General features: G+C 61.3%; 15 protein-coding genes, 2 tRNA genes and 2 pseudogenes. 12 read left to right on the forward strand and 7 right to left on the reverse strand.

From position 1 onward, the window contains the following. Positions 1-7: 7 nt before the first annotated feature. The 4 genes from H4I92_RS14125 to H4I92_RS14140 all read right to left on the reverse strand — a co-directional run bounded on the left by H4I92_RS14125 (position 8) and on the right by H4I92_RS14140 (position 4,176). Positions 8-2,410, reverse strand: coding sequence for a bifunctional diguanylate cyclase/phosphodiesterase (locus H4I92_RS14125; RefSeq protein WP_077531189.1), 2,403 nt, complete (start codon positions 2,408-2,410; stop codon positions 8-10). Positions 2,411-2,551: 141 nt separating this feature from the next. Continuing rightward, positions 2,552-2,626, reverse strand: a tRNA-Glu gene (locus H4I92_RS14130). A gap of 51 nt (positions 2,627-2,677) precedes the next feature. After that, on the reverse strand, positions 2,678-3,280 hold the full coding sequence (locus H4I92_RS14135) for a hypothetical protein (RefSeq protein WP_077531190.1): 603 nt from the start codon (positions 3,278-3,280) through the stop codon (positions 2,678-2,680). Further along, positions 3,277-4,176, reverse strand: coding sequence for a TIGR01777 family oxidoreductase (locus tag H4I92_RS14140; RefSeq protein ID WP_077531191.1), 900 nt, complete (start codon positions 4,174-4,176; stop codon positions 3,277-3,279). Before H4I92_RS14140 ends, H4I92_RS14135 begins: the two co-directional genes overlap by 4 nt. 130 nt (positions 4,177-4,306) lie before the next feature. On the opposite strand from H4I92_RS14140, the gene H4I92_RS14145 reads away from it, so the two are divergent. From H4I92_RS14145 to H4I92_RS14165, 5 genes are all read left to right on the forward strand, one after another. Further along, the gene (locus H4I92_RS14145) at positions 4,307-4,909 is read left to right on the forward strand and encodes a DUF924 family protein (protein ID WP_077531192.1); all 603 of its coding nucleotides are present in this window, start codon (positions 4,307-4,309) and stop codon (positions 4,907-4,909) included. Between the two features lie 167 nt (positions 4,910-5,076). Then, positions 5,077-6,108 (forward strand): thiosulfate ABC transporter substrate-binding protein CysP, encoded by a 1,032-nt coding sequence (gene cysP, locus H4I92_RS14150; protein ID WP_077531193.1) that lies wholly within the window; start codon positions 5,077-5,079, stop codon positions 6,106-6,108. 17 nt (positions 6,109-6,125) lie between these two features. Then, positions 6,126-7,001, forward strand: coding sequence for a sulfate/thiosulfate ABC transporter permease CysT (gene cysT / locus H4I92_RS14155; protein WP_077531194.1), 876 nt, complete (start codon positions 6,126-6,128; stop codon positions 6,999-7,001). After that, complete coding sequence (gene cysW / locus H4I92_RS14160; RefSeq protein ID WP_077531195.1) at positions 6,998-7,825, forward strand: sulfate ABC transporter permease subunit CysW; 828 nt, start codon at positions 6,998-7,000, stop codon at positions 7,823-7,825. The genes cysT and cysW overlap by 4 nt, the downstream gene beginning before the upstream one ends. A 9-nt stretch (positions 7,826-7,834) precedes the next feature. After that, positions 7,835-8,938 (forward strand): sulfate/molybdate ABC transporter ATP-binding protein, encoded by a 1,104-nt coding sequence (locus tag H4I92_RS14165; RefSeq protein ID WP_077531196.1) that lies wholly within the window; start codon positions 7,835-7,837, stop codon positions 8,936-8,938. Position 8,939: 1 nt separating this feature from the next. On the opposite strand, the gene H4I92_RS14170 is transcribed toward H4I92_RS14165, so the two are convergent. Continuing rightward, positions 8,940-9,950, reverse strand: coding sequence for a zinc-dependent alcohol dehydrogenase family protein (locus H4I92_RS14170; RefSeq protein WP_077531197.1), 1,011 nt, complete (start codon positions 9,948-9,950; stop codon positions 8,940-8,942). A gap of 283 nt (positions 9,951-10,233) precedes the next feature. On the opposite strand from H4I92_RS14170, the gene H4I92_RS14175 reads away from it, so the two are divergent. The 5 genes and pseudogenes from H4I92_RS14175 (at position 10,234) to H4I92_RS17210 (ending at position 13,284) form a co-directional block, all read left to right on the forward strand. Next, a tRNA-Gly gene (locus H4I92_RS14175) sits at positions 10,234-10,309 on the forward strand. A 108-nt stretch (positions 10,310-10,417) separates the two neighbouring features. After that, on the forward strand, positions 10,418-11,350 hold the full coding sequence (locus H4I92_RS14180) for a chemotaxis protein (RefSeq protein WP_077531198.1): 933 nt from the start codon (positions 10,418-10,420) through the stop codon (positions 11,348-11,350). Positions 11,351-11,391: 41 nt separating this feature from the next. Next, a pseudogene (locus tag H4I92_RS17200) lies at positions 11,392-12,225 on the forward strand (ABC-F family ATP-binding cassette domain-containing protein); the annotation flags it as partial. Beyond that, positions 12,211-12,738 (forward strand): annotated as a pseudogene (locus H4I92_RS17205) (ATP-binding cassette domain-containing protein); the annotation flags it as partial. The pseudogenes H4I92_RS17200 and H4I92_RS17205, both read left to right, overlap by 15 nt. 150 nt (positions 12,739-12,888) lie before the next feature. Next, positions 12,889-13,284 (forward strand): hypothetical protein, encoded by a 396-nt coding sequence (locus tag H4I92_RS17210; RefSeq protein WP_422821991.1) that lies wholly within the window; start codon positions 12,889-12,891, stop codon positions 13,282-13,284. A 2-nt stretch (positions 13,285-13,286) separates the two neighbouring features. Here H4I92_RS17210 and H4I92_RS14190 read toward each other — a convergent pair whose 3' ends face one another. Beyond that, positions 13,287-13,721, reverse strand: a complete 435-nt coding sequence (locus H4I92_RS14190; RefSeq protein ID WP_077531199.1) for a universal stress protein — start codon at positions 13,719-13,721, stop codon at positions 13,287-13,289. Between the two features lie 20 nt (positions 13,722-13,741). Beyond that, positions 13,742-14,605, reverse strand: coding sequence for a hypothetical protein (locus H4I92_RS14195; RefSeq protein WP_077531200.1), 864 nt, complete (start codon positions 14,603-14,605; stop codon positions 13,742-13,744). Between the two features lie 241 nt (positions 14,606-14,846). Here H4I92_RS14195 and fadB point away from each other — a divergent pair, with 241 nt between their 5' ends. After that, positions 14,847-16,994 carry a fatty acid oxidation complex subunit alpha FadB gene (fadB, locus tag H4I92_RS14200; RefSeq protein ID WP_077531201.1) on the forward strand — a complete coding sequence of 716 codons (2,148 nt, stop codon included), beginning with the start codon at positions 14,847-14,849 and terminating at the stop codon, positions 16,992-16,994. A gap of 32 nt (positions 16,995-17,026) precedes the next feature. Then, positions 17,027-18,202 (forward strand): acetyl-CoA C-acyltransferase FadA, encoded by a 1,176-nt coding sequence (gene fadA / locus H4I92_RS14205; protein WP_077531202.1) that lies wholly within the window; start codon positions 17,027-17,029, stop codon positions 18,200-18,202.

Consider the following 18,202-nt stretch of genomic DNA (forward strand, 5'->3'; position numbering starts at 1 on the left):
CGGCATCCTAACCGTCCATGTGGTCGCTGCACCAGAGCAGGAACTCGCGCTCACTGAGGGGATGGGTGAACAGGAAACCCTGAGCGTAGTCGCAGCGCTCCGTGCCAAGGAACTCCAGTTGATCCTGGTATTCAACGCCTTCGGCAACCACCTTAAGACCCAGACTGTGGGCCATATTGATGATGGCGCTCACCAGTGCGGTGTCGTCGGAGTCGCGGTTCAGATCGCCGACAAAGGATTTGTCGATCTTGAGGGTATCGAAGGGGTAATTCTTAAGGTAGCCCAGGGCCGAATAGCCGGTTCCGAAGTCATCCACGGACAGACGTACCCCCATCGCATCAAGGTCGTGGAGCACGCGGTCTGTTTCCAGATTGTTGTCCAGGATCAGCCGCTCGGTAATCTCCAGTTCCAGATACTGGCCCTCCAGGCCGGTTTCCTCCAGTGCGGCACTGACTGTCTCCACGAAGTGTGGGTCGCGGAACTGGCGGGGTGAAACATTGACCGCCATGATTATCGGGTCACCCGTCTGCTTCTGCCAGCGGCTGACCGCCCGGCAGGCCTCCCGGATCACCCAGCGGCCGATGGATATGATGAGACCGGTTTCTTCAGCCAGCGGAATGAAGCGGTCCGGGGGCACCATGCCGAGCGTGGCATTGTTCCAGCGCAGCAGCGCCTCCGCGCCCATGATGCGACTGTCGCCGAGCCGCAGTATCGGCTGGAAGCGCAACTCGAATTCCTGCATTTCCAGCGCGCGCCGGAGCAGGCTCTCCGTCTGGAGGCGCTCCTGGGAGACCTCCTTCATTTCCGGGGCGAAACGCTGGAAGGAGCTCTTGCCCCGGTTCTTGGCTTCGTACATCGCGGCGTCCGCGTTCTGCAGCAGGTTGGTGCTGTTGTCGCCGTCACCGGGGTAGATGGCGATGCCGATACTGGTGCTCACAAACAGCTCATGCCCGGCGATGTTGAACGGTGGTACGAAGGTCTGGAGGATACGTTCGGCCACCTGTTCCGTGGCCCCGGGAGAGGCCAGGGTGGGAAGGATGATCAGGAACTCATCCCCACCCAGGCGGGCGACGGTGCTGGTGCCGCGCAGGCAGGCGGAGATTCGGCGTGAGGCCTCGATCAGCATGTTGTCGCCGGCGTCGTGGCCCATGGTGTCATTGACGTGTTTGAAGTTGTCCAGGTCCAGGAACATGACGCCCACCATGGTCTGATCCCGTCGCGCCTGCGCGAGGGCAAGCTTGAGGCGGTCGAGCGCCAGCATCCGGTTGGGCAGGCCCGTGAGGATGTCGTAGTTGGCCTGTCGCAGGAGCTGCTGTTCGTAACGTTTGCGGATGCTGATGTCTTCTCCCAGGATCAGGTAATGGGAGGGGTGTTCGTCATCGTTGCGGATGGGGGTAACCACCACCTGTTCCCAGAAACGCTCGCCATTGTCCCGCGTGCGCTGCATTTCCCCCTGCCACACGCCTACCCGCTGGACCTGCAGGCGCACATTGTTCCACAGCTCACGGTTCTCTTCCTCGCTGAGTGTGTCCGCCGTGAGAAACACCGGGTGGTGGCCGAGCACATCGTCCATGAGCAGGCCGGTAAGCTGTAGGAACTTGTTGTTGACGTATTCAATCTGCCAGCTGCGGTCACAGATGATGACCGAAGAGGGGCTCTGTTCCAGAGCCAGGGATAGTTTGCGGATTTCCGCTTCGTCCACCTTCTGGCGCTCCAGGTCCTCACGCAGACGCGCACGCATGCTGTTGATGGCTTCCGTGACATGGTCCAGTTCGTCCTGGCCCCGGAGTGACCGTGAAGGACGATCCAGTATCAGGGGCTTGTTCAGGTTCTGCAGCGTGAACTGGCGTGCGTAGTTGGCCATGGTGGTGAGATGGCGTGCCACGAAATAGTGGAAGATCCACAGCAGCAGCAGTGACAGGAAGAAGGTGCGCAGCGACTGGGTGGTGAGGATGACGCGGACGTTGCGCCTGAGGTTCACCCATGCCCCTTTGAGGCTGGCGGTGACAGTTACATGCCCCAGCTGTTCCCCGTCATACTCAAGATCGAATTCATGGGTGGCGGTGCCGTTGTTCTCTGGAATACTGCCGGCGCGGATGACCCCTTCAGGCTCCATTTGAAGCCTTGCATGAGCAATGTCCGGAAGGCTGGTGATGCCCTCAAGCTGCACCTTGATCAACTCATGGTCGATGGCCCAGGCACTGCTGGCAAGGCTGTTGCTGTAGCCGGCCTCAATCACACGGAGGCGCTGTTCGATGCTGGCGACATCCGAGCGGTAGCTTACCCACAGCTGAACGGCCGCGGCGACAAGGGTGAAAATGGAGCTGCACAGAACGATCAGCCCCAGCAGTCGTAGAGACAGGGGCGAACGGACAATGGGGCTCCGGGACCAGGACAGGGGGTTACGCATGGGGCGGCGACTCGACTACCGTTTGGTCGGGGTTGGGTTACCGGAATTTCACACTATAGCAGTAAGGACATGAGTCGTCGCATGGGCCAGCGGTTGCTGTGGACGATGTCTGAGAAGGGGATAACAGAAAAGGAGGGAAAATGGCGTCCCGTAGGGGACTCGAACCCCTGTTACTGCCGTGAAAGGGCAGTGTCCTAACCACTAGACGAACGGGACGCGACGCCATGCGTTACAGGATGCGCACTTTATGGAAGCTGGGGCGGGCTGTCAACCATTATCTGAACCAGTCCGGGCAGCCGGGCCCCGCAGGCAGGCCTTGAAGGTTGTTCCGATCCCGCGGAGTACCGTGGCCGCATCCGTCTCCCGGTAGCGCTTGAAAAGGGCCTCCGCGACTGGTTTGTGGCGGGGGGAAAGTTGCCCGCGGACCTCCTCCAGCGTACCGCCGGCGAAGGCGGCCAGGGCGATTTCATAGCGGATCTTGTTCTCGCCGGCGCAGCGGTAGAAAAGATCTTCCCGGGTGCCGGGCTCGGGCTCGCCTCGCGCTTCATGAACCTGGCGGGCGCAGCGGGCAAAGCGGGCATGGATGTTGGAGTAGGTGCCGGCCGGGCCCTCCTCATCAAGGGCCCTGTGGAGCTGGTTGATACGCCGGGAACCGGCATCGCTCAGCCCGGGCAGGGTGTCCCTCAGGATGGCCGGGGACAGGCCCTGCTCCATGAGCTGCATCGAGGTGATGTATTGGCTGGCGATCAGGCCACACGCCTGATAGCTGGCCCCCTCGAAGGCCCTGACGCTGTTCGTGCGCTCGGCCGTGGCCGGAAAGGCCAGGGCGAGCAGTAGCCCCGCCAGGGCCAGTCGGCCTTCTCGGGTCATCCCACCGCCTCTGCCAGTGCCTGCTCAACACTGGGGTACTGGAACACGAAACCGGATTCCAGAAGTCGCTCCGGCCGTGCTTTCTGGCCGGTGAGAAGCAGGCGGGCCATTTCCCCGAGGGCCAGCTTGAGCGCCACCGGCGGTACCGGCAGGCAGGCGGGGCGATTCAGGACTTGTGCCAGTGCCCGGGTGAACTCCGCATTGGTGACCGGCTCCGGGCCTGTCAGGTTGAAGGCCCCGCTGAGCTCAGGGGAGTCGAGCAGATGGATCAGCCCCTGGACCATGTCCTGCCGATGGATCCAGGGCATGTACTGGCGGCCATTACCGAGACGTCCGCCCAGTCCGAGCCGGAACAGGGGCAGCATCTGCTGCAGGAAACCACCGTCACGGCCGATGACAAGGCCGGTACGGGAGAGACAGACCCGGGTATCATCGCCCAGGCGGGTGGCGGATGCCTCCCAGGCGGCGCAAAGACGATGGGTGAACTCATCCCGGGGTTCCGTGGTTTCCGTTACGTCCGCGTCGCCCTGGTCGCCGTAGTAGCCCACTGCGGACCCGGAGATCATGGTTTCCGGGAGGGCATCGCGGCGCTGAAGCTGCGACACAAGCTCATCAGTGAGGGTAATGCGGCTGTCCCACAGGGCCTGTTTGCGCTGCTGCGTCCAGCGTTTCTCGGCGATGCCTTCACCCGCGAGGTTGATCACGGCATCAATGGTCGGGATGGCCGGTATTTCGTCCATGCGGCGGATCACCTGTACCCGGCCGCATAGACGCTGGACCTCGGCCTCGTTCCGGCGGCTCAATACTGTCAGGTTACGGCCCTTGCTGTGGAGCTCATGGCAGAGCAGCTGACCGATGAAGCCGGTGCCGCCGGTGATCAGGATGTGCTGGTTCATAGGGTACTCCCTCTGTGGTTCAATCCATGCTGAACCGGTGTCAATAGTGGCATCGGCAGGGGCGGCAGGCCAGGAAAAGGTTCACGAATCCCGCATGGTCGCGCCTGCTGTACGCTGATATCCTCCAGTTATGTTCGAATGGCCCTACATTGTGGATTTCTGGTTCGGCTCCCTGGACAACGAGGGAGTGCCCGCCAAAGCCTACCGTGAGCAGTGGTTCACCGAGAGCCGGCGTTTCGATCGGGCCATGCGGCGGCGCTTTTCCTCCATGGTGCTGCTGGCCTCCGAAGAGGGGCTCGACCACTGGCGGAACGAGCCTGGCGGCGCCCTGGCAGAGATCCTGCTTCTGGATCAGTTCTCACGCAACATCTACCGCCGTACCGCCATGGCGTTCCGCAATGACCCTCTGGCCCAGCGCCTGGCACGCGAAGGCGTGGCCCAGGGTCGTGAACTGGCGCTCCCCCGCATTCAGCGGGCATTCTTCTATATGCCGTATCAGCACGCCGAGAACCGGGAGATCCAGCGCGAAGGAGTAGCCCTCTATGAGCAGCTGGAGAAAACGGCGGAGGGGCGCCTGCGGGATGTGCTGAGCGGATTCCACCGGAGTGCGCGTGAACACGCGGAAATCATCGAGCGTTTCGGGCGTTTCCCGCACCGGAACCAGGTGCTGGGGCGCCGGAGTACTGCTGCGGAAGCGGCGTTCCTGGAAGAGGGCGCCACTTTCGGTCAGTAGTCGCCGCAGACAGCGCTATAACCGCCGGTTTCAAAGAAAATCAAAAATCGTCTATGCAGCCCATTGTTGATTGATGCGCTGTCACTTATTCTTTGCGCGCTGATTCAAGCCGCTCTATATACGTTTTGTGAATATCCTTTTCAGGACCGACCGGGAGTTTTCCGACGATGCCCAATGTTTCCGTAGTGACCCTGAAGGCCCGCATGGGGCTCTGGTTCAGTGTGCTGGCGTTTGCTCTTCTGCTGGCCGGCCCCGCCTCCGCACAGGACCGGGAGCTCCTGAACTCCTCCTATGACATCGCCCGTGAACTCTTTGCTGAGTACAACAAGCTCTTCGCCGAGCACTGGGAAGAGAAAACCGGTGAGACGATCAATATCAAACAGTCGCATTCCGGTTCGTCCAAGCAGGCCCGTTCGATTCTGCAGGGCATGGATGCGGATGTGGTGACCTACAACCAGGTCACTGACGTGAACATTCTTGCTGAGCGTGGCAATCTGATCCCGGAAGACTGGGCATCACGGCTGCCCAACAACAGCTCGCCCTACTACTCGACCATGGCGTTCGTGGTGCGCGAGGGGAATCCGAAAAACATTGAGAACTGGGATGATCTGGTGCGTGAGGATGTGGAACTGATCATGCCGAATCCCAAGACCTCCGGCAACGGCCGCTACTCCTATCTGGCCGCCCTGGGGTATGCCCAGAATGAATTCGGGGATGACCAGGAGCGGATCGATGGCTTCATGAGTGACCTTCTGGGCCATGTGAAGGTGTTCGACTCCGGTGGCCGCAGTGCCACCACCACCTTCGTCGAGCGTGGTCTGGGGGATGTGCTGATGACGTTCGAGTCCGAGGCAATGAACATCCCGGAACTCAACCCGGAGGAGAATCTTCAGGTTGTGGTTCCCGAGGTGAGCTTCCTGGCCGAGTTCCCGGTTGCCTGGATCGATGAGAACATCGAGAAGAAGGGCAATGAGAAAGTCGCCAAAGCCTACCTGGAACACCTCTACTCCGAAGAGGCCCAGCGCATGCTCGCCGGCTTCAACTACCGGGTGCACAACGAGGCCGTGAAAGAGGACGTGGCGGATCAGTTTCCGGAGGTGAAGCTGATGCCCATCCAGGAGATTGCCGGTGACTGGGAGAGCGCCATGGAGACGCATTTCTCCAGTGGCGGCAAGCTGGACCAGCTTCAGCGCCGCTAGGAGTATCCGTCTGATCCATGGCTGACACCGACCAATCGGTACGTCCGCGGCGCGCGGGGGTACCCGTTTCCAGACGTGTGCTGCCGGGGTTCGGCCTGAGCCTCGGCGTTACGCTGTTCTTCATCAGTCTTGTGCTGCTGCTGCCGATATCCGGGCTGGTGATCCACACCGCGGGCATGGGCTGGGAGAAGTTCTGGTTTGTCGTGACGGACCCGCGCGTGGTGGCCTCCTATAAGGTCACGGTTCTGGCGGCTCTGGCGGCCTCACTGTTTAACTGTGTCTTCGGTCTGCTGATGGCCTGGGTGCTGGTGCGCTACGAATTCCCCGGCAAGCGCCTGCTGGATGCCATCATGGACCTGCCATTCGCGCTGCCGACGGCGGTGGCGGGTATTACCCTGGCGACCCTTTTCTCGGAGAACGGCTGGTACGGGCGCTTCCTCGCGGAGTTCGGCATCGAGGTTGCCTATACCCCGCTGGGGATTGTGGTAGCGATGGCCTTTACCAGCGTGCCCTTTGTAGTACGCACGGTTCAGCCGGTGCTGGAGGAACTGCCGCCTGAGGACGAGGAGGCGGCGGTCAGCCTTGGTGCTTCCGACTGGACCGTGTTCCGCCGCATTCTTTTTCCGGTTCTGTGGCCAGCACTGGTGACCGGGGGCGGGCTGTCGTTTGCGCGCAGCCTCGGTGAGTACGGGGCCGTTGTGTTCATTGCCGGCAACTCGCCCTATGTGAGCGAGGTGATCAGTCTGATGATCTTCGTGCGCCTGGAGGAGTATGACTTCGCGGCGGCCAGCGCCATCGCCTCGGTTGTGATGGGTGCGTCGCTGCTGTTGCTGCTGGCCATCAACGTCTGGCAGGGCCGTTACCTGAAGCGTCTTCACGGAGGCCGGGGATGAGTTCGAAACCTCATCGCGTCGGCGATGGACCTGTGATTCGCCGCACCCTGATCGGGCTGGCCGTGGTCCTGACCGTCCTGTTTCTGTTCATGCCGCTGGTGGTGATCTTTACCCAGGCACTTGCCCAGGGCTGGGCCGGCTACATCGGCAACATCCTGGATGAATACACCCTGCATGCCATCGGTCTGACCCTGTTTGTGGCGCTGCTGACCGTGCCGCTGAACACCGTTTTCGGGGTCTTCCTGGCATGGCTGGTAACGCGCTTCAGCTTCCCCGGGCGCCGGCTGCTTGCAACACTGATCGACATTCCCTTTGCCGTGTCACCGGTGGTCGCCGGTCTGCTTTATCTGCTGCTCTATGGCAGCAATGGCTGGGCAGGGCAGTGGCTCGGTCAGTACGACGTGGAACTGATGTTCGCCTGGCCCGGCATCGTGATGGTAACGGTTTTCGTGACCTGCCCCTTCGTGGCCCGGGAACTGATCCCACTGATGCAGCAGCAGGGCCGGGACGAGGAGGAGGCCGCCGTGGTACTGGGCGCCAGCGGCTGGCAGCTGTTCCGGCGCGTCACGCTGCCCAACATCCGCTGGGCGCTGCTCTACGGGGTGATTCTCACCAATGCCCGGGCCGTGGGCGAGTTCGGCGCGGTGTCCGTGGTCTCCGGCAGCATCCGTGGCGAGACCAACACACTGCCGCTGCACGTTGAGCTGCTGTACCAGGATCAAAACATTGTGGGGGCGTTCACCGCGGCGTCGCTTCTGGCTGGCATCGCACTGATCACGCTGGCCGTCAAAACCATTGCGGAATGGCGTCAGAGTCGGGTCTGAGGAGTTCTGATGACGATCGAAATCGACGGGATCAACAAGTCTTTCGGGCAGTTCCAGGCGCTGCGCGACATCGACCTGACGATTCCAGACGGTCAGCTCACGGCGCTGCTGGGGCCCTCCGGCTCCGGCAAGACCACGCTGCTGCGCAGCATTGCCGGGCTCGAGAACCCCGACCGGGGGCGCATCCTGTTCAGCGGCGAGGACGTGACCGGCCTGCATGTGCGTGAGCGGCGCGTGGGCTTCGTCTTCCAGCACTATGCACTCTTCCGGCATATGACCGTATCCGAGAATGTGGCCTTCGGGCTGAAGGTGCTGCCGCGCAGGGAGCGGCCCTCGAAACGGGAAATCCGCAGGCGGGTGCACGAGCTTCTGGAAATGGTTCAGCTCGATCACCTGGCAGGGCGCTATCCCGCCCAGCTCTCGGGTGGCCAGAAGCAGCGTATTGCCCTGGCAAGGGCCATGGCCAGGCGCCCGGAGATCCTCCTGCTGGATGAGCCCTTCGGAGCGCTGGATGCCAAGGTCCGCAAGGAGCTTCGGCGGTGGCTGCGTTCCCTGCATGACGAGCTGCATTTCACCAGCGTATTCGTGACCCACGACCAGGAGGAGGCGCTGGAGCTCTCTGACCAGGTGGTGGTGATGCGCCAGGGGGGAGTGGAGCAGGTGGATTCGCCGCTGGCGCTCTATTCCCAGCCGGAAAGCCGCTTTGTGTTCAATTTTCTGGGGCAGGTCAACGCGCTTCCCGGTGCGATTTCAGGGGGTGTGCTGCGCCAGGGAGACGCCTGGGTGAGGCTGCCCGAAAGCTGTGATGACGATGACGCTGAACTCTACCTTCGCCCCCACGAAGTGAGGTTGACGCAGGAGCCGTCACGGGATGCCCACCTGCCATTCCGGATCGAGGCGATCAACGTGATCGGTGCGGAGGTGCGCGTTGAGCTCAGGCCGGATGGCTGGGAGTCCCAGGAACTGTGGGAAGTGGGCATCACCCACAGCGCCTTCAACGCCCGCCAGCCGAAGCGTGGTGATCGCTGTTATGCGGTGCCGGACGTGGGCCACCTGTTCTGCGATCACCTGAGTGAGCCGAAGACCCTGAGCTGGTATGAGGCGGCCGGATAGCTCAGACGTTCAGCACAATCTTGCCCACGTGCTGTGCTGACGTCAGGTGATTCAGGGCTTCCTCATACGCCATCCAGTCGAACTCGGAATCGATGACCGGCGTCATTCCGGTGCGCTCAATGGCGTCGCAGAGCTGCTTCAGTGTGCTGGTGGGGCCGGCCGCGATACCGCGCACCCGGGCATGGGCCTGAAGGATCTGCAGTGGGTTGATCTGCCCCTCTTTCCCGCCGAGATACCCGATCACATTGATCTGGCCGCCCACGGCCAGGGCTGACAGTGACTGTGAGAAGGTGCCGGGGCCACCCACCTCGAGGATATGATCGACCCCATGGCCACCGGTAACGGCGATGACCTCGTCGGCCCAGTCCGGTGTGCTGAGATAGTTGATGGTTGCCTTGGCGCCATGATGGCGGGCCAGTGCGAGCTTGGCCTCGCTTGAGGACAGGACAATGGCCTGGGCCCCGTGCATCCGTGCAATCTGGAGGGCAAACATGGAGACCCCGCCGGTGCCCTGGATCAATACCCGGTCACCCGCCTGGATACTGCCTTCAGTAACCAGCGCCTGCCAGGCAGTAACCCCGGCACAGGGGAGGGTGGCTGCCTGGGCGAAATCAAGGTGCTGAGGGGCTTTGACCAGACCCTGCTGCGGCAGTACCCGGTATTCACCCAGCATGCCGTTTAGTGGGCCGCCGAGCGTCTCCGCGTGCAGCGAATCCGCCAATGGTCCCGAATGCCAGCCCTGCCAGAAACTGGCAATAACGGCGTCGCCGGCGTCGAAGGCGGTTACCCCCGGACCTGTTTCCACAACCTCCCCGGCGCCGTCGGAGAGCGGGACCAGACCAGGGCCGTAAACGGTATGATACTGGCCATTGATGACTTCCCAGTCGCGGTAATTGAGCGCTGCGGCTCTGACCCGGATCAGCACCTCGCCATGGCCGGGCGTGGGGATGTCGCAGGTGTGGACTTCAAGGTTGTCCGTGCCGAATGATGACCCGAGGCGGATCTGTTTCATGGTGAGCCTTCCCTTTTCGTGAATGAATAATTGCCCAGTACCTTCAGGACGCACGCTTCATGCCATTTCTCCGATTACCGGGCTTTGATTGGCAAAACAGCGGGTTGTGACCGCAGGGCAGTGGCAGGTGTCATTATCCTCCTTCAGAGGTGCAAAACGGGAGTTCGAAATGCAATGCGACACCGCTTGCGGGATGATAATCTGAAAAGATCTATTGACGCCTGCCTGCGCATGAGTACAATACACAGCCGTTGTTCAGGGCAACACAGGCCCGGCATCCAAAGCGGGAATAGCTCAGCTGGTAGAGCACCACCTTGCCAAGGTGGATGTCGCGAGTTCGAATCTCGTTTCCCGCTCCAAATTCCCTTCAGAAGCCCGGCCCAGAGCCGGGTTTCTGTGTTTTCAGCCCCCTTCCTCTGTCGCTCAGCTACACTGTGCGGAGAATTCCTGGCCCTTCGGAGGCATCTATGGCGGGACTGCTTGATAATGTGGACCAGCGCACGCGCCTGGTTGGGCGCAACCGGCTGGAATTGCTGCTCTTCCGGCTACATGGTCGCCAGCTGTTCGCGATCAACGTGTTCAAGGTCCGCGAAGTCATCCGCATGCCGAAACTCACCGCGATTCCCCATCGTCATCCAGTCGTTGAGGGTGTGACGCATCTTCGGGGTACCACGGTTCCGGTAATCAACCTCGGGGCGGCAATCGGTATGAAGCCCCAGGAGGTTGCCGACGATGCGAGCCTGATCATCACCGAGTATAACCGCCGAACCCAGGCGTTTCTGATCGGTGGTGTTGAACGGATCCTGAACATGAACTGGGAAGAGATTGAATCACCGCCGAAAACCACAGGGCGAGGGCATTACCTGACCGCGATCACCCGCCATGAGGAAAAGCTGGTGGAGATCATTGATGTGGAGAAGGTACTGTCCGAGATCGTGCCCTACACAACCTCGCTTTCCGAAGGGCTGGTCGATGAAGACGTCATCGCATCGGCTCAGGGTAAGCGGATTCTGGTGGTGGATGATTCCCCGGTGGCGCTGAACCAGGCGCGTGATACCATCGAGCAGCTCGGGATCGAGGTGGTAACAGCGGGCAATGGGGCCGAGGGGCTTGCGCGGCTGCAGACCATGGCGCAGAACGGCGAAATCGACCAGCTGCTGATGGTGATCACCGATGCCGAAATGCCCGAAATGGACGGCTACCGCCTGACCACCGAGATCCGTGAGGATTCACGGCTTAAGCATCTGCATGTGGCCCTGCACACCTCGCTGAGCGGGGACTTCAACCAGGCCATGGTGGACCGTGTGGGCTGTGACGACTTTCTCTCCAAGTTCCGCCCCGATGAGCTGGCGGAGCTTGTCCAGAACTATCTGCGCAGGGTGTCTGACACTGATTCATGAGTACCGTTCTCACACTGGATTCGATCCAGCTCGCTTTTGGCATGCAACCCCTTCTGGATGGCGCGAACCTGCGCGTTGAGCACGGCGAGCGCGTGGCGCTGCTCGGGCGCAACGGTGAAGGCAAATCCACACTGCTGCGGCTGGTGACGGGCGCGCTGGAACCGGATGCCGGCGATGTCTCCGTGCCGGAGGGCATGCGGGTGGCCGAGCTACCCCAGGAACTGCCCGAGAAGCGGGATCTGACCGCCTATCAGGTGGTGGCCCAGGCCTTCCCGGAGACCGGGCGTCTTCTGGAGCGGTTCAATGAGCTCTCCATGACCGCCAGTAACGAGGACGACCTGAAGCAGATGCAGCAGGTCCAGGAGCGGCTCGAGGCGCTGGATGGCTGGCTCTACGACCAGCGTATCCGCACGGTGCTTGAGCAGTACCGGATCAACCCCGACGCGCGCCTGGATACGCTCTCAGGCGGCTGGCAGCGCCGTGTGCTGCTGGCCAAGGCGATGGTGACCGACCCCGACCTGCTGCTGCTGGACGAGCCCACCAACCACCTGGACGTGCCCGCAATCCAGTGGCTGGAAGGGGCGCTGGGCCAGTTCCAGGGGGCAGTACTTTTTGTGAGTCACGACCGTGCCTTCATCCGTGCCATGGCGACCCGCATCATCGAGCTGGATCGCGGCGCGCTGACGTCCTGGCCGGGGAACTATGACCAGTATCTGGAGGCCAAGGACAAGGCACTGGCGGATGAGGAGCGCCAGCGCGCCGAGTTTGACCGCAAGCTCGCCCAGGAGGAGCGCTGGATCCGCCAGGGCGTGAAGGCCCGCCGTACCCGTAACCAAGGTCGCGTGAAGGAGCTGGAGGCGATGCGCGCCGAACGCCGACAGCGCCGGGAACGCTCCGGCAAGGCGAAGATCGAGGTAGAGGATGCCGGCCGTTCCGGCAAGCTGATCGCCGAAGCCCAGCAGGCCGGGTTTGCCTGGGATCAGAGCCAGCCACTGATCCACAACCTGGATTTCATGCTGCTGCGCGGCGACAAGATCGGCGTGATCGGTGAGAACGGCTCAGGCAAGACAACGCTGCTCAAGCTCCTTCTCGGCGATCTGGAGCCCACTGAAGGGGAGATCCGCCGTGGCACGCGCCAGGAAGTGGCCTACTTCGACCAGCTGCGCGGCAAGCTGGATCCGGAAAAGAGCGCCTTCGAGAACCTCAGCGAGGGGCGTGAGACCGTTGAGGTGAATGGGCGCAGCCGGCACGTTATGGGCTATCTGCAGGATTTCCTGTTCACGCCGGAACGGGCACGGACCCAGGTCCGGATGCTTTCCGGCGGGGAACGGGCGCGGCTGCTGCTGGCGAAACTGTTCAGTCAGCCCGCCAACATTCTGGTTCTCGACGAGCCCACAAATGATCTGGACGTGGACACACTCGAGTTGCTGGAAGCCCAGCTGGTGGAGTTCAAGGGCACCGTGATCGTGATCAGCCACGATCGGGAGTTTCTGGACCATGTGGCTGGCAGTGTGCTGTTTCTGGACGGCCGTGGCGGTGTGCACGAAACCATTGGTGGCTTCAGCGACTGGCGCCGCGAGGGCGGTCAGTTCCCGGCGGAGCAGGGGACTGTCTCCAGCGGTGGAAATGGGCGTCGCAGCGGTTCGGGCGGAGGTGCAGCCCAGTCCTCAAGCAGCCGGGCGGCGCCGGCCTCCGGTTCCGGAAGCAATAAGCTGAGCTATAAGTACAAGCTGGAGCTGGAACAGCTGCCGCAGCGCATCAGGGATCTCGAAGCGAGAGTGGCCGAGCTGCACGAAGAGGTGTCTGATCCCGGCTTCTATCAACAGGAGAATGACAGGGTCCAGAAGATCCTTGGCGAACTCTCCGACAAGGAGTCCGAACTTGAGTCCGCCATGGAGCGATGGGTGGAACTGGAAGAGATGGCCAGCGGCTGATATCAGCCGCCGATGCGCACCGCCAGCACGTCGCAGGGTGAGCCGTGCAGCACGGAGTTGGCGGTGGAGCCGAGCAGAAGCTGGATACCATGGCGGCCATGGCTGCCAATCACGATCAGATCGGAACCGTGCTCCTCCGCCTGCCTGCGTACTTCCGATCCCGGGCGGCCAACCACCACACGACGGTTCCCGGGGCTGACCCCGAATTCGTCGCCATACTCATCCAGTTTGCTGCGCGCATTGTCCTCAAGCTGCTGCTGGAGGTCGCTGAGATCCAGCGGCAGATCGCCGCCATAGGCGTATCCCACGGGTTCGACCACGTGCAGAAGCTCCAGTGTCGCTGAGTTGCTCTCCGCCAGGTGTTTGGCCTTGCGCAGCACTTCCGGTGCTTCTTCGGTCAGGTCGATGGCAACCAGGATGTGTTGGTAATCACTCATAGGGGATCCTCCGTGGGCCTTCAGGCTGATTTGAGGCGTTCAATGGCCTGCTCCAGATTCTCAATGATGCTGGTGGAGTAGCGGTTGATCACAAACGCCACATTCTTCTCATCATATTCGATGTAGGAGCCACGAATGAAGCGCCATTTGCTGTTGACGTCAGACAGGGTGGCATCAATCGCCTGGTTGTCACCCAGACGGTTGCGGAGCTCCTCCAGGTTGCCCTCGAACTCCCTGGCCAGATCGTCCAGAGACTGCTCCGAATCGGCGCCCTGGAACACCTGCGCCACGGATGAAGAGGAGCGTGCCGAGTAGCGCGTAACCATCATAGCCATGGTGATGGACGCTTCCCGGGCCAGTTCCAGGTCGGTGACGGTAGGAGTTGTTTCCTGGCCGGCTACCTGGTTGTAGATCTCCTCTGACAGCACGCTCAGGTTCTGCGCCTGGTTGGCCATGTCCGACAGCAGGCGCAGGTCCGGGTAGCCGGAGCCGCGCACGTCTTCGATGTTGGTGTCCATCTGGTCCTGGAAGGCCGTGTAGGCACTGCGCAGATCCTCCAGCTCGGAGCCAGTGAGGGATTCCCCGGCCAGCTCGCCGATTTCCCCGAGCAGGGCATCCGAGCGTTCCATGTTACCGTTGATCTCGGAAATCAGTTCCTCCTCCGGGTCCATGCTGTAGTTGTAGTAGTCATTAAGTGCCATGAAATTGCTCAGGCGGAAGCGGTGGATCCGGTCCAGCAGCTGCTCCGCCATGGCCTCGCTCTCGTTTTCCGCTTCGCTGCTGCCGTCCGTCTGCTGGCTGTGGGCGGGCGAAGAGCCCAGCGCAAGCAGCGCCAGGGCAAGGAAGGTGGTCAGCAGCGGGATTCGCAGAATGGCTGTCATCATGTCGGGTTAGTCTCCACCGTTGTAGTCTGTGTTCAGGATTGTGGCCACAGTGTAGCAAGCTTTCACATTCTTCCAATCCAGAGAGGGGCGCATCTGGGGTTCATGTTGTAGGATGGCGGCGCATAAACAAATTGACAAACGCTCGGTTTTTTCTCATCGTTGGCGCCGGATTCAAACGACTGTATGAATTTGGATCGCGTTACGGCCAGCGACGTACCAATCACAACCTGGAGAACAGTTGATGATTTACGAAGGTAAAGCCATCACGGTTAAAGAGATCGAAGGCGGTTTTGCACAGCTCGACTTCGATCTGAAGGGTGAGTCTGTCAATAAATTCAATCAGCTCACCATCGAGGAACTCGGCGAAGCGGCCGAGGCCCTCGAAAAGCAGAAAAAGCTCAAGGGGCTGGTGGTTACCAGTTCCAAGGACACGTTCATTGTGGGCGCGGACATCACCGAGTTCACCGACCTGTTTGCGGGTCCGGAGGAAGAGCTCGTCAACAACAACCTCAAGGCCAACCGGATCTTCAACAGCATTGAGGATCTCCCTTTCCCGACCGTGACGGCGATCAACGGTCAGGCACTGGGCGGCGGTTTCGAGATGTGCCTGTCCACCGACTTCCGTGTTATGGACGAGAAGGCGAAAGTCGGTCTGCCGGAAGTCAAGCTCGGCATCTTCCCCGGTTTCGGGGGCACGGTGCGCCTCAGCCGCCTGATTGGTGCGGACAACGCCATCGAATGGATCTGCATGGGTGGCGAGCAGAAGGCGGACACGGCACTCAAGGCGCACGCAGTGGATGCTGTGGTGAAGTCCGACCAGCTGGTCGACGCCGCCATCGACGTGCTGAAGGAGGCCAACAACGGCAAGCTGGATTACAAGGCACGGCGTGAAGAGAAGACCGGCAAGCTGAAGCTCAACTCCATGGAAAGCATGATGGTGTTTGAGACCTCCAAGGGCTATGTCGCCGGCCAGTCCGGTCCCAACTATCCGTCGCCGGTGGAAGCGGTCAAGGTGATGCAAAAGCATGCCGGCATGACCCGGGACAAAGCGGTTGAGGTCGAGGCGAAAGGCTTCGCCAAGATGGCCAAGACCAGCACAGCGGCTTCCCTGGTCCAGATCTTCCTGAACGACCAGGATCTCAAGAAAAAGGCCAAAGACTACGAGAAGCAGGCCAACCAGGTGAAGATGGCCGCCGTTCTCGGTGCCGGGATCATGGGTGGCGGCATTGCCTACCAGAGCGCGCTCAAGGGCACGCCCATCATGATGAAGGACATCAACCGCGACGGCATCAAGCTGGGCCTGGACGAGGCCAAGAAGCAGCTGAGCAAGCGCGTCGACAAGGGCAAGATGAGCGCCGACCAGATGGGTGATGTGCTCAACAACATCCATCCGACGCTGAACTACGGCGACTTCGGGGATGTGGACCTGGTTGTTGAAGCTGTGGTCGAGAACCCGAAGGTCAAGGATTCGGTACTGCGTGAAACCGAGGACGTGATCGGCGAGGACAAGATCCTCACCTCCAACACCTCCACGATCTCCATTGACCGCCTGGCGAAGAACCTCAAGCGCCCGGAAAACTTCTGCGGCATGCACTTTTTCAACCCGGTTCACATGATGCCGCTGGTTGAGGTTATCCGTGGCGAGAAGACCAGTGACAAGGCAGTGGCTACAACTGTCGCCTACGCCCGTGCCATGGGCAAGAGCCCGATCGTGGTCAACGACTGCCCTGGCTTCCTGGTCAACCGGATCCTGTTCCCGTACTTCGGCGGCTTCGCGCGCCTGGTCCGTGACGGCGCCGACTTCCAGAAAGTCGACAAGGTGATGGAGAAGTTCGGCTGGCCCATGGGCCCGGCTTACCTGCTGGACGTGGTCGGCATGGACACCGCCAAGCACGCCAATGAGGTGATGGCTGAAGGCTTCCCGGACCGCATGAAGGATGAGCACAAGAGTGCCATCGACGTGATGTTCGAGAAGGATCGGCTGGGGCAGAAGTCCGACGTTGGTTTCTATCAGTACAAGCTGGACAAGAAGGGCAAGCAGCAGAAGGTTGTGGATGAATCCACTTACGATCTGCTCAAGCCGGTTGTCCACAACAGCCAGGAGTTCACCGACGACGAGATCATTGAGCGCATGATGATCCCGCTGTGCATCGAGACCGTGCGGTGCCTGGAAGACAACATCGTGGGTACGGCTGCAGAGGCGGACATGGGGCTGGTCTATGGCATCGGCTTCCCGCCCTTCCGTGGTGGTGCGCTGCGCTACATCGACGATATTGGCCTGGACGCGTTCTGCCAGATGGCAGACAAGTACAAGGACCTGGGTCCGCTCTATCATCCGACCGATGGCATGCGTGAAATGGCCAAGGCCGGCAAGAAGTTCCATGGCTGATCGTTGAACAGATTTCCGAACGGAGAAGATCTATGAGCCTTAATCCAAGAGACGTAGTCATAGTCGATTGCGTGCGGACGCCGATGGGCCGTGCCAAGAATGGCTGTTTCCGCAATGTGCGCGCCGAGGACCTGTCCGCGGCGCTGGTCGAAGCGCTGTTCGATCGCAACCCGAAGCTGGATCCCAAGGAAGTTGAGGATGTGATCTGGGGCTGCGTGAACCAGACGAAAGAGCAGGGGCTGAACATCGCGCGCCAGATGTCGCTGATGACCCGCATCCCCCACGAAGCGGCGGCACAGACCGTGAACCGCCTGTGCGGTTCTTCCATGAGCGCGCTGCACACCGCCAGCCAGGCCGTCCAGACGGGCAATGGCGAGGTGTTCGTGATCGGCGGTGTGGAGCACATGGGCCACATTCCCATGGAATCCGGCTTTGACCACAACCCGGCGTCCTCCAAGTATTCCGCCAAGGCCTCGAACATGATGGGCCTGACCGCGGAAATGCTGGCGAAGATGCACGGCATTACCCGTGAAGCGCAGGACGAGTTCGGGGCACGGTCGCACCAGCGTGCCGCGCAGGCCCGTGAAAACGGCGGTTTCGATAATGAAATCGTGCCCGTTGAAGGTCACGACGAGAATGGTTACCGCAAGCTGATCGAGCAGGATGAGACCATCCGCCCGGATACCACGGCGGAAGGCCTTTCCGAGCTCAAGCCGGCGTTTGATCCGAAGGATGGCACGGTTACCGCCGGTACCTCCTCGCAGCTGACCGACGGCGCCTCCAGCATGCTGGTGATGTCCTACGAGAAGGCCAAGGCGCTGGGCCTGAAGCCCATCGCCAAGGTCCGTGCGACCGCTGTGGCAGGTGTGGATCCGGCGATCATGGGTTACGGCCCGGTTCCGGCGACCAAGAAGGCGCTCAAGCGCGCTGGCCTGAAGGTCGAGGACATCGATTTCTGGGAGCTGAACGAAGCCTTCGCCGGGCAGTCCCTGCCGGTCCTGAAGGATCTGAAGCTGCTGGACGAGATGGACCAGAAGGTGAACCTGCACGGCGGCGCCATTGCACTGGGCCACCCGCTGGGCTGCTCCGGTTCCCGCATCTCCACCACGTTGCTGAACGTCATGCAGCAGAACGAGGGTACCTTGGGTGTTGCCACCATGTGTGTCGGCCTGGGGCAGGGGACGGCTACTGTCTTCGAGCGGATCTGA

Source organism: Vreelandella halophila (assembly GCF_019903425.1).
GTDB lineage: Bacteria > Pseudomonadota > Gammaproteobacteria > Pseudomonadales > Oleiphilaceae > Halospina > Halospina halophila.

Excerpts from the sequence above, each read along its gene's own strand:
- H4I92_RS14125 (WP_077531189.1), bottom strand. The coding sequence starts at position 2,410 with ATGCGTAACCCCCTGTCCTGGTCCCGGAGCCCCATTGTCCGTTCGCCC.
- H4I92_RS14135 (WP_077531190.1), bottom strand. The coding sequence starts at position 3,280 with ATGACCCGAGAAGGCCGACTGGCCCTGGCGGGGCTACTGCTCGCCCTG.
- H4I92_RS14140 (WP_077531191.1), bottom strand. The coding sequence starts at position 4,176 with ATGAACCAGCACATCCTGATCACCGGCGGCACCGGCTTCATCGGTCAG.
- H4I92_RS14145 (WP_077531192.1), top strand. The coding sequence starts at position 4,307 with ATGTTCGAATGGCCCTACATTGTGGATTTCTGGTTCGGCTCCCTGGAC.
- cysP (WP_077531193.1), top strand. The coding sequence starts at position 5,077 with ATGCCCAATGTTTCCGTAGTGACCCTGAAGGCCCGCATGGGGCTCTGG.
- cysT (WP_077531194.1), top strand. The coding sequence starts at position 6,126 with ATGGCTGACACCGACCAATCGGTACGTCCGCGGCGCGCGGGGGTACCC.
- cysW (WP_077531195.1), top strand. The coding sequence starts at position 6,998 with ATGAGTTCGAAACCTCATCGCGTCGGCGATGGACCTGTGATTCGCCGC.
- H4I92_RS14165 (WP_077531196.1), top strand. The coding sequence starts at position 7,835 with ATGACGATCGAAATCGACGGGATCAACAAGTCTTTCGGGCAGTTCCAG.
- H4I92_RS14170 (WP_077531197.1), bottom strand. The coding sequence starts at position 9,950 with ATGAAACAGATCCGCCTCGGGTCATCATTCGGCACGGACAACCTTGAA.
- H4I92_RS14180 (WP_077531198.1), top strand. The coding sequence starts at position 10,418 with ATGGCGGGACTGCTTGATAATGTGGACCAGCGCACGCGCCTGGTTGGG.
- H4I92_RS14190 (WP_077531199.1), bottom strand. The coding sequence starts at position 13,721 with ATGAGTGATTACCAACACATCCTGGTTGCCATCGACCTGACCGAAGAA.
- H4I92_RS14195 (WP_077531200.1), bottom strand. The coding sequence starts at position 14,605 with ATGATGACAGCCATTCTGCGAATCCCGCTGCTGACCACCTTCCTTGCC.
- fadB (WP_077531201.1), top strand. The coding sequence starts at position 14,847 with ATGATTTACGAAGGTAAAGCCATCACGGTTAAAGAGATCGAAGGCGGT.
- fadA (WP_077531202.1), top strand. The coding sequence starts at position 17,027 with ATGAGCCTTAATCCAAGAGACGTAGTCATAGTCGATTGCGTGCGGACG.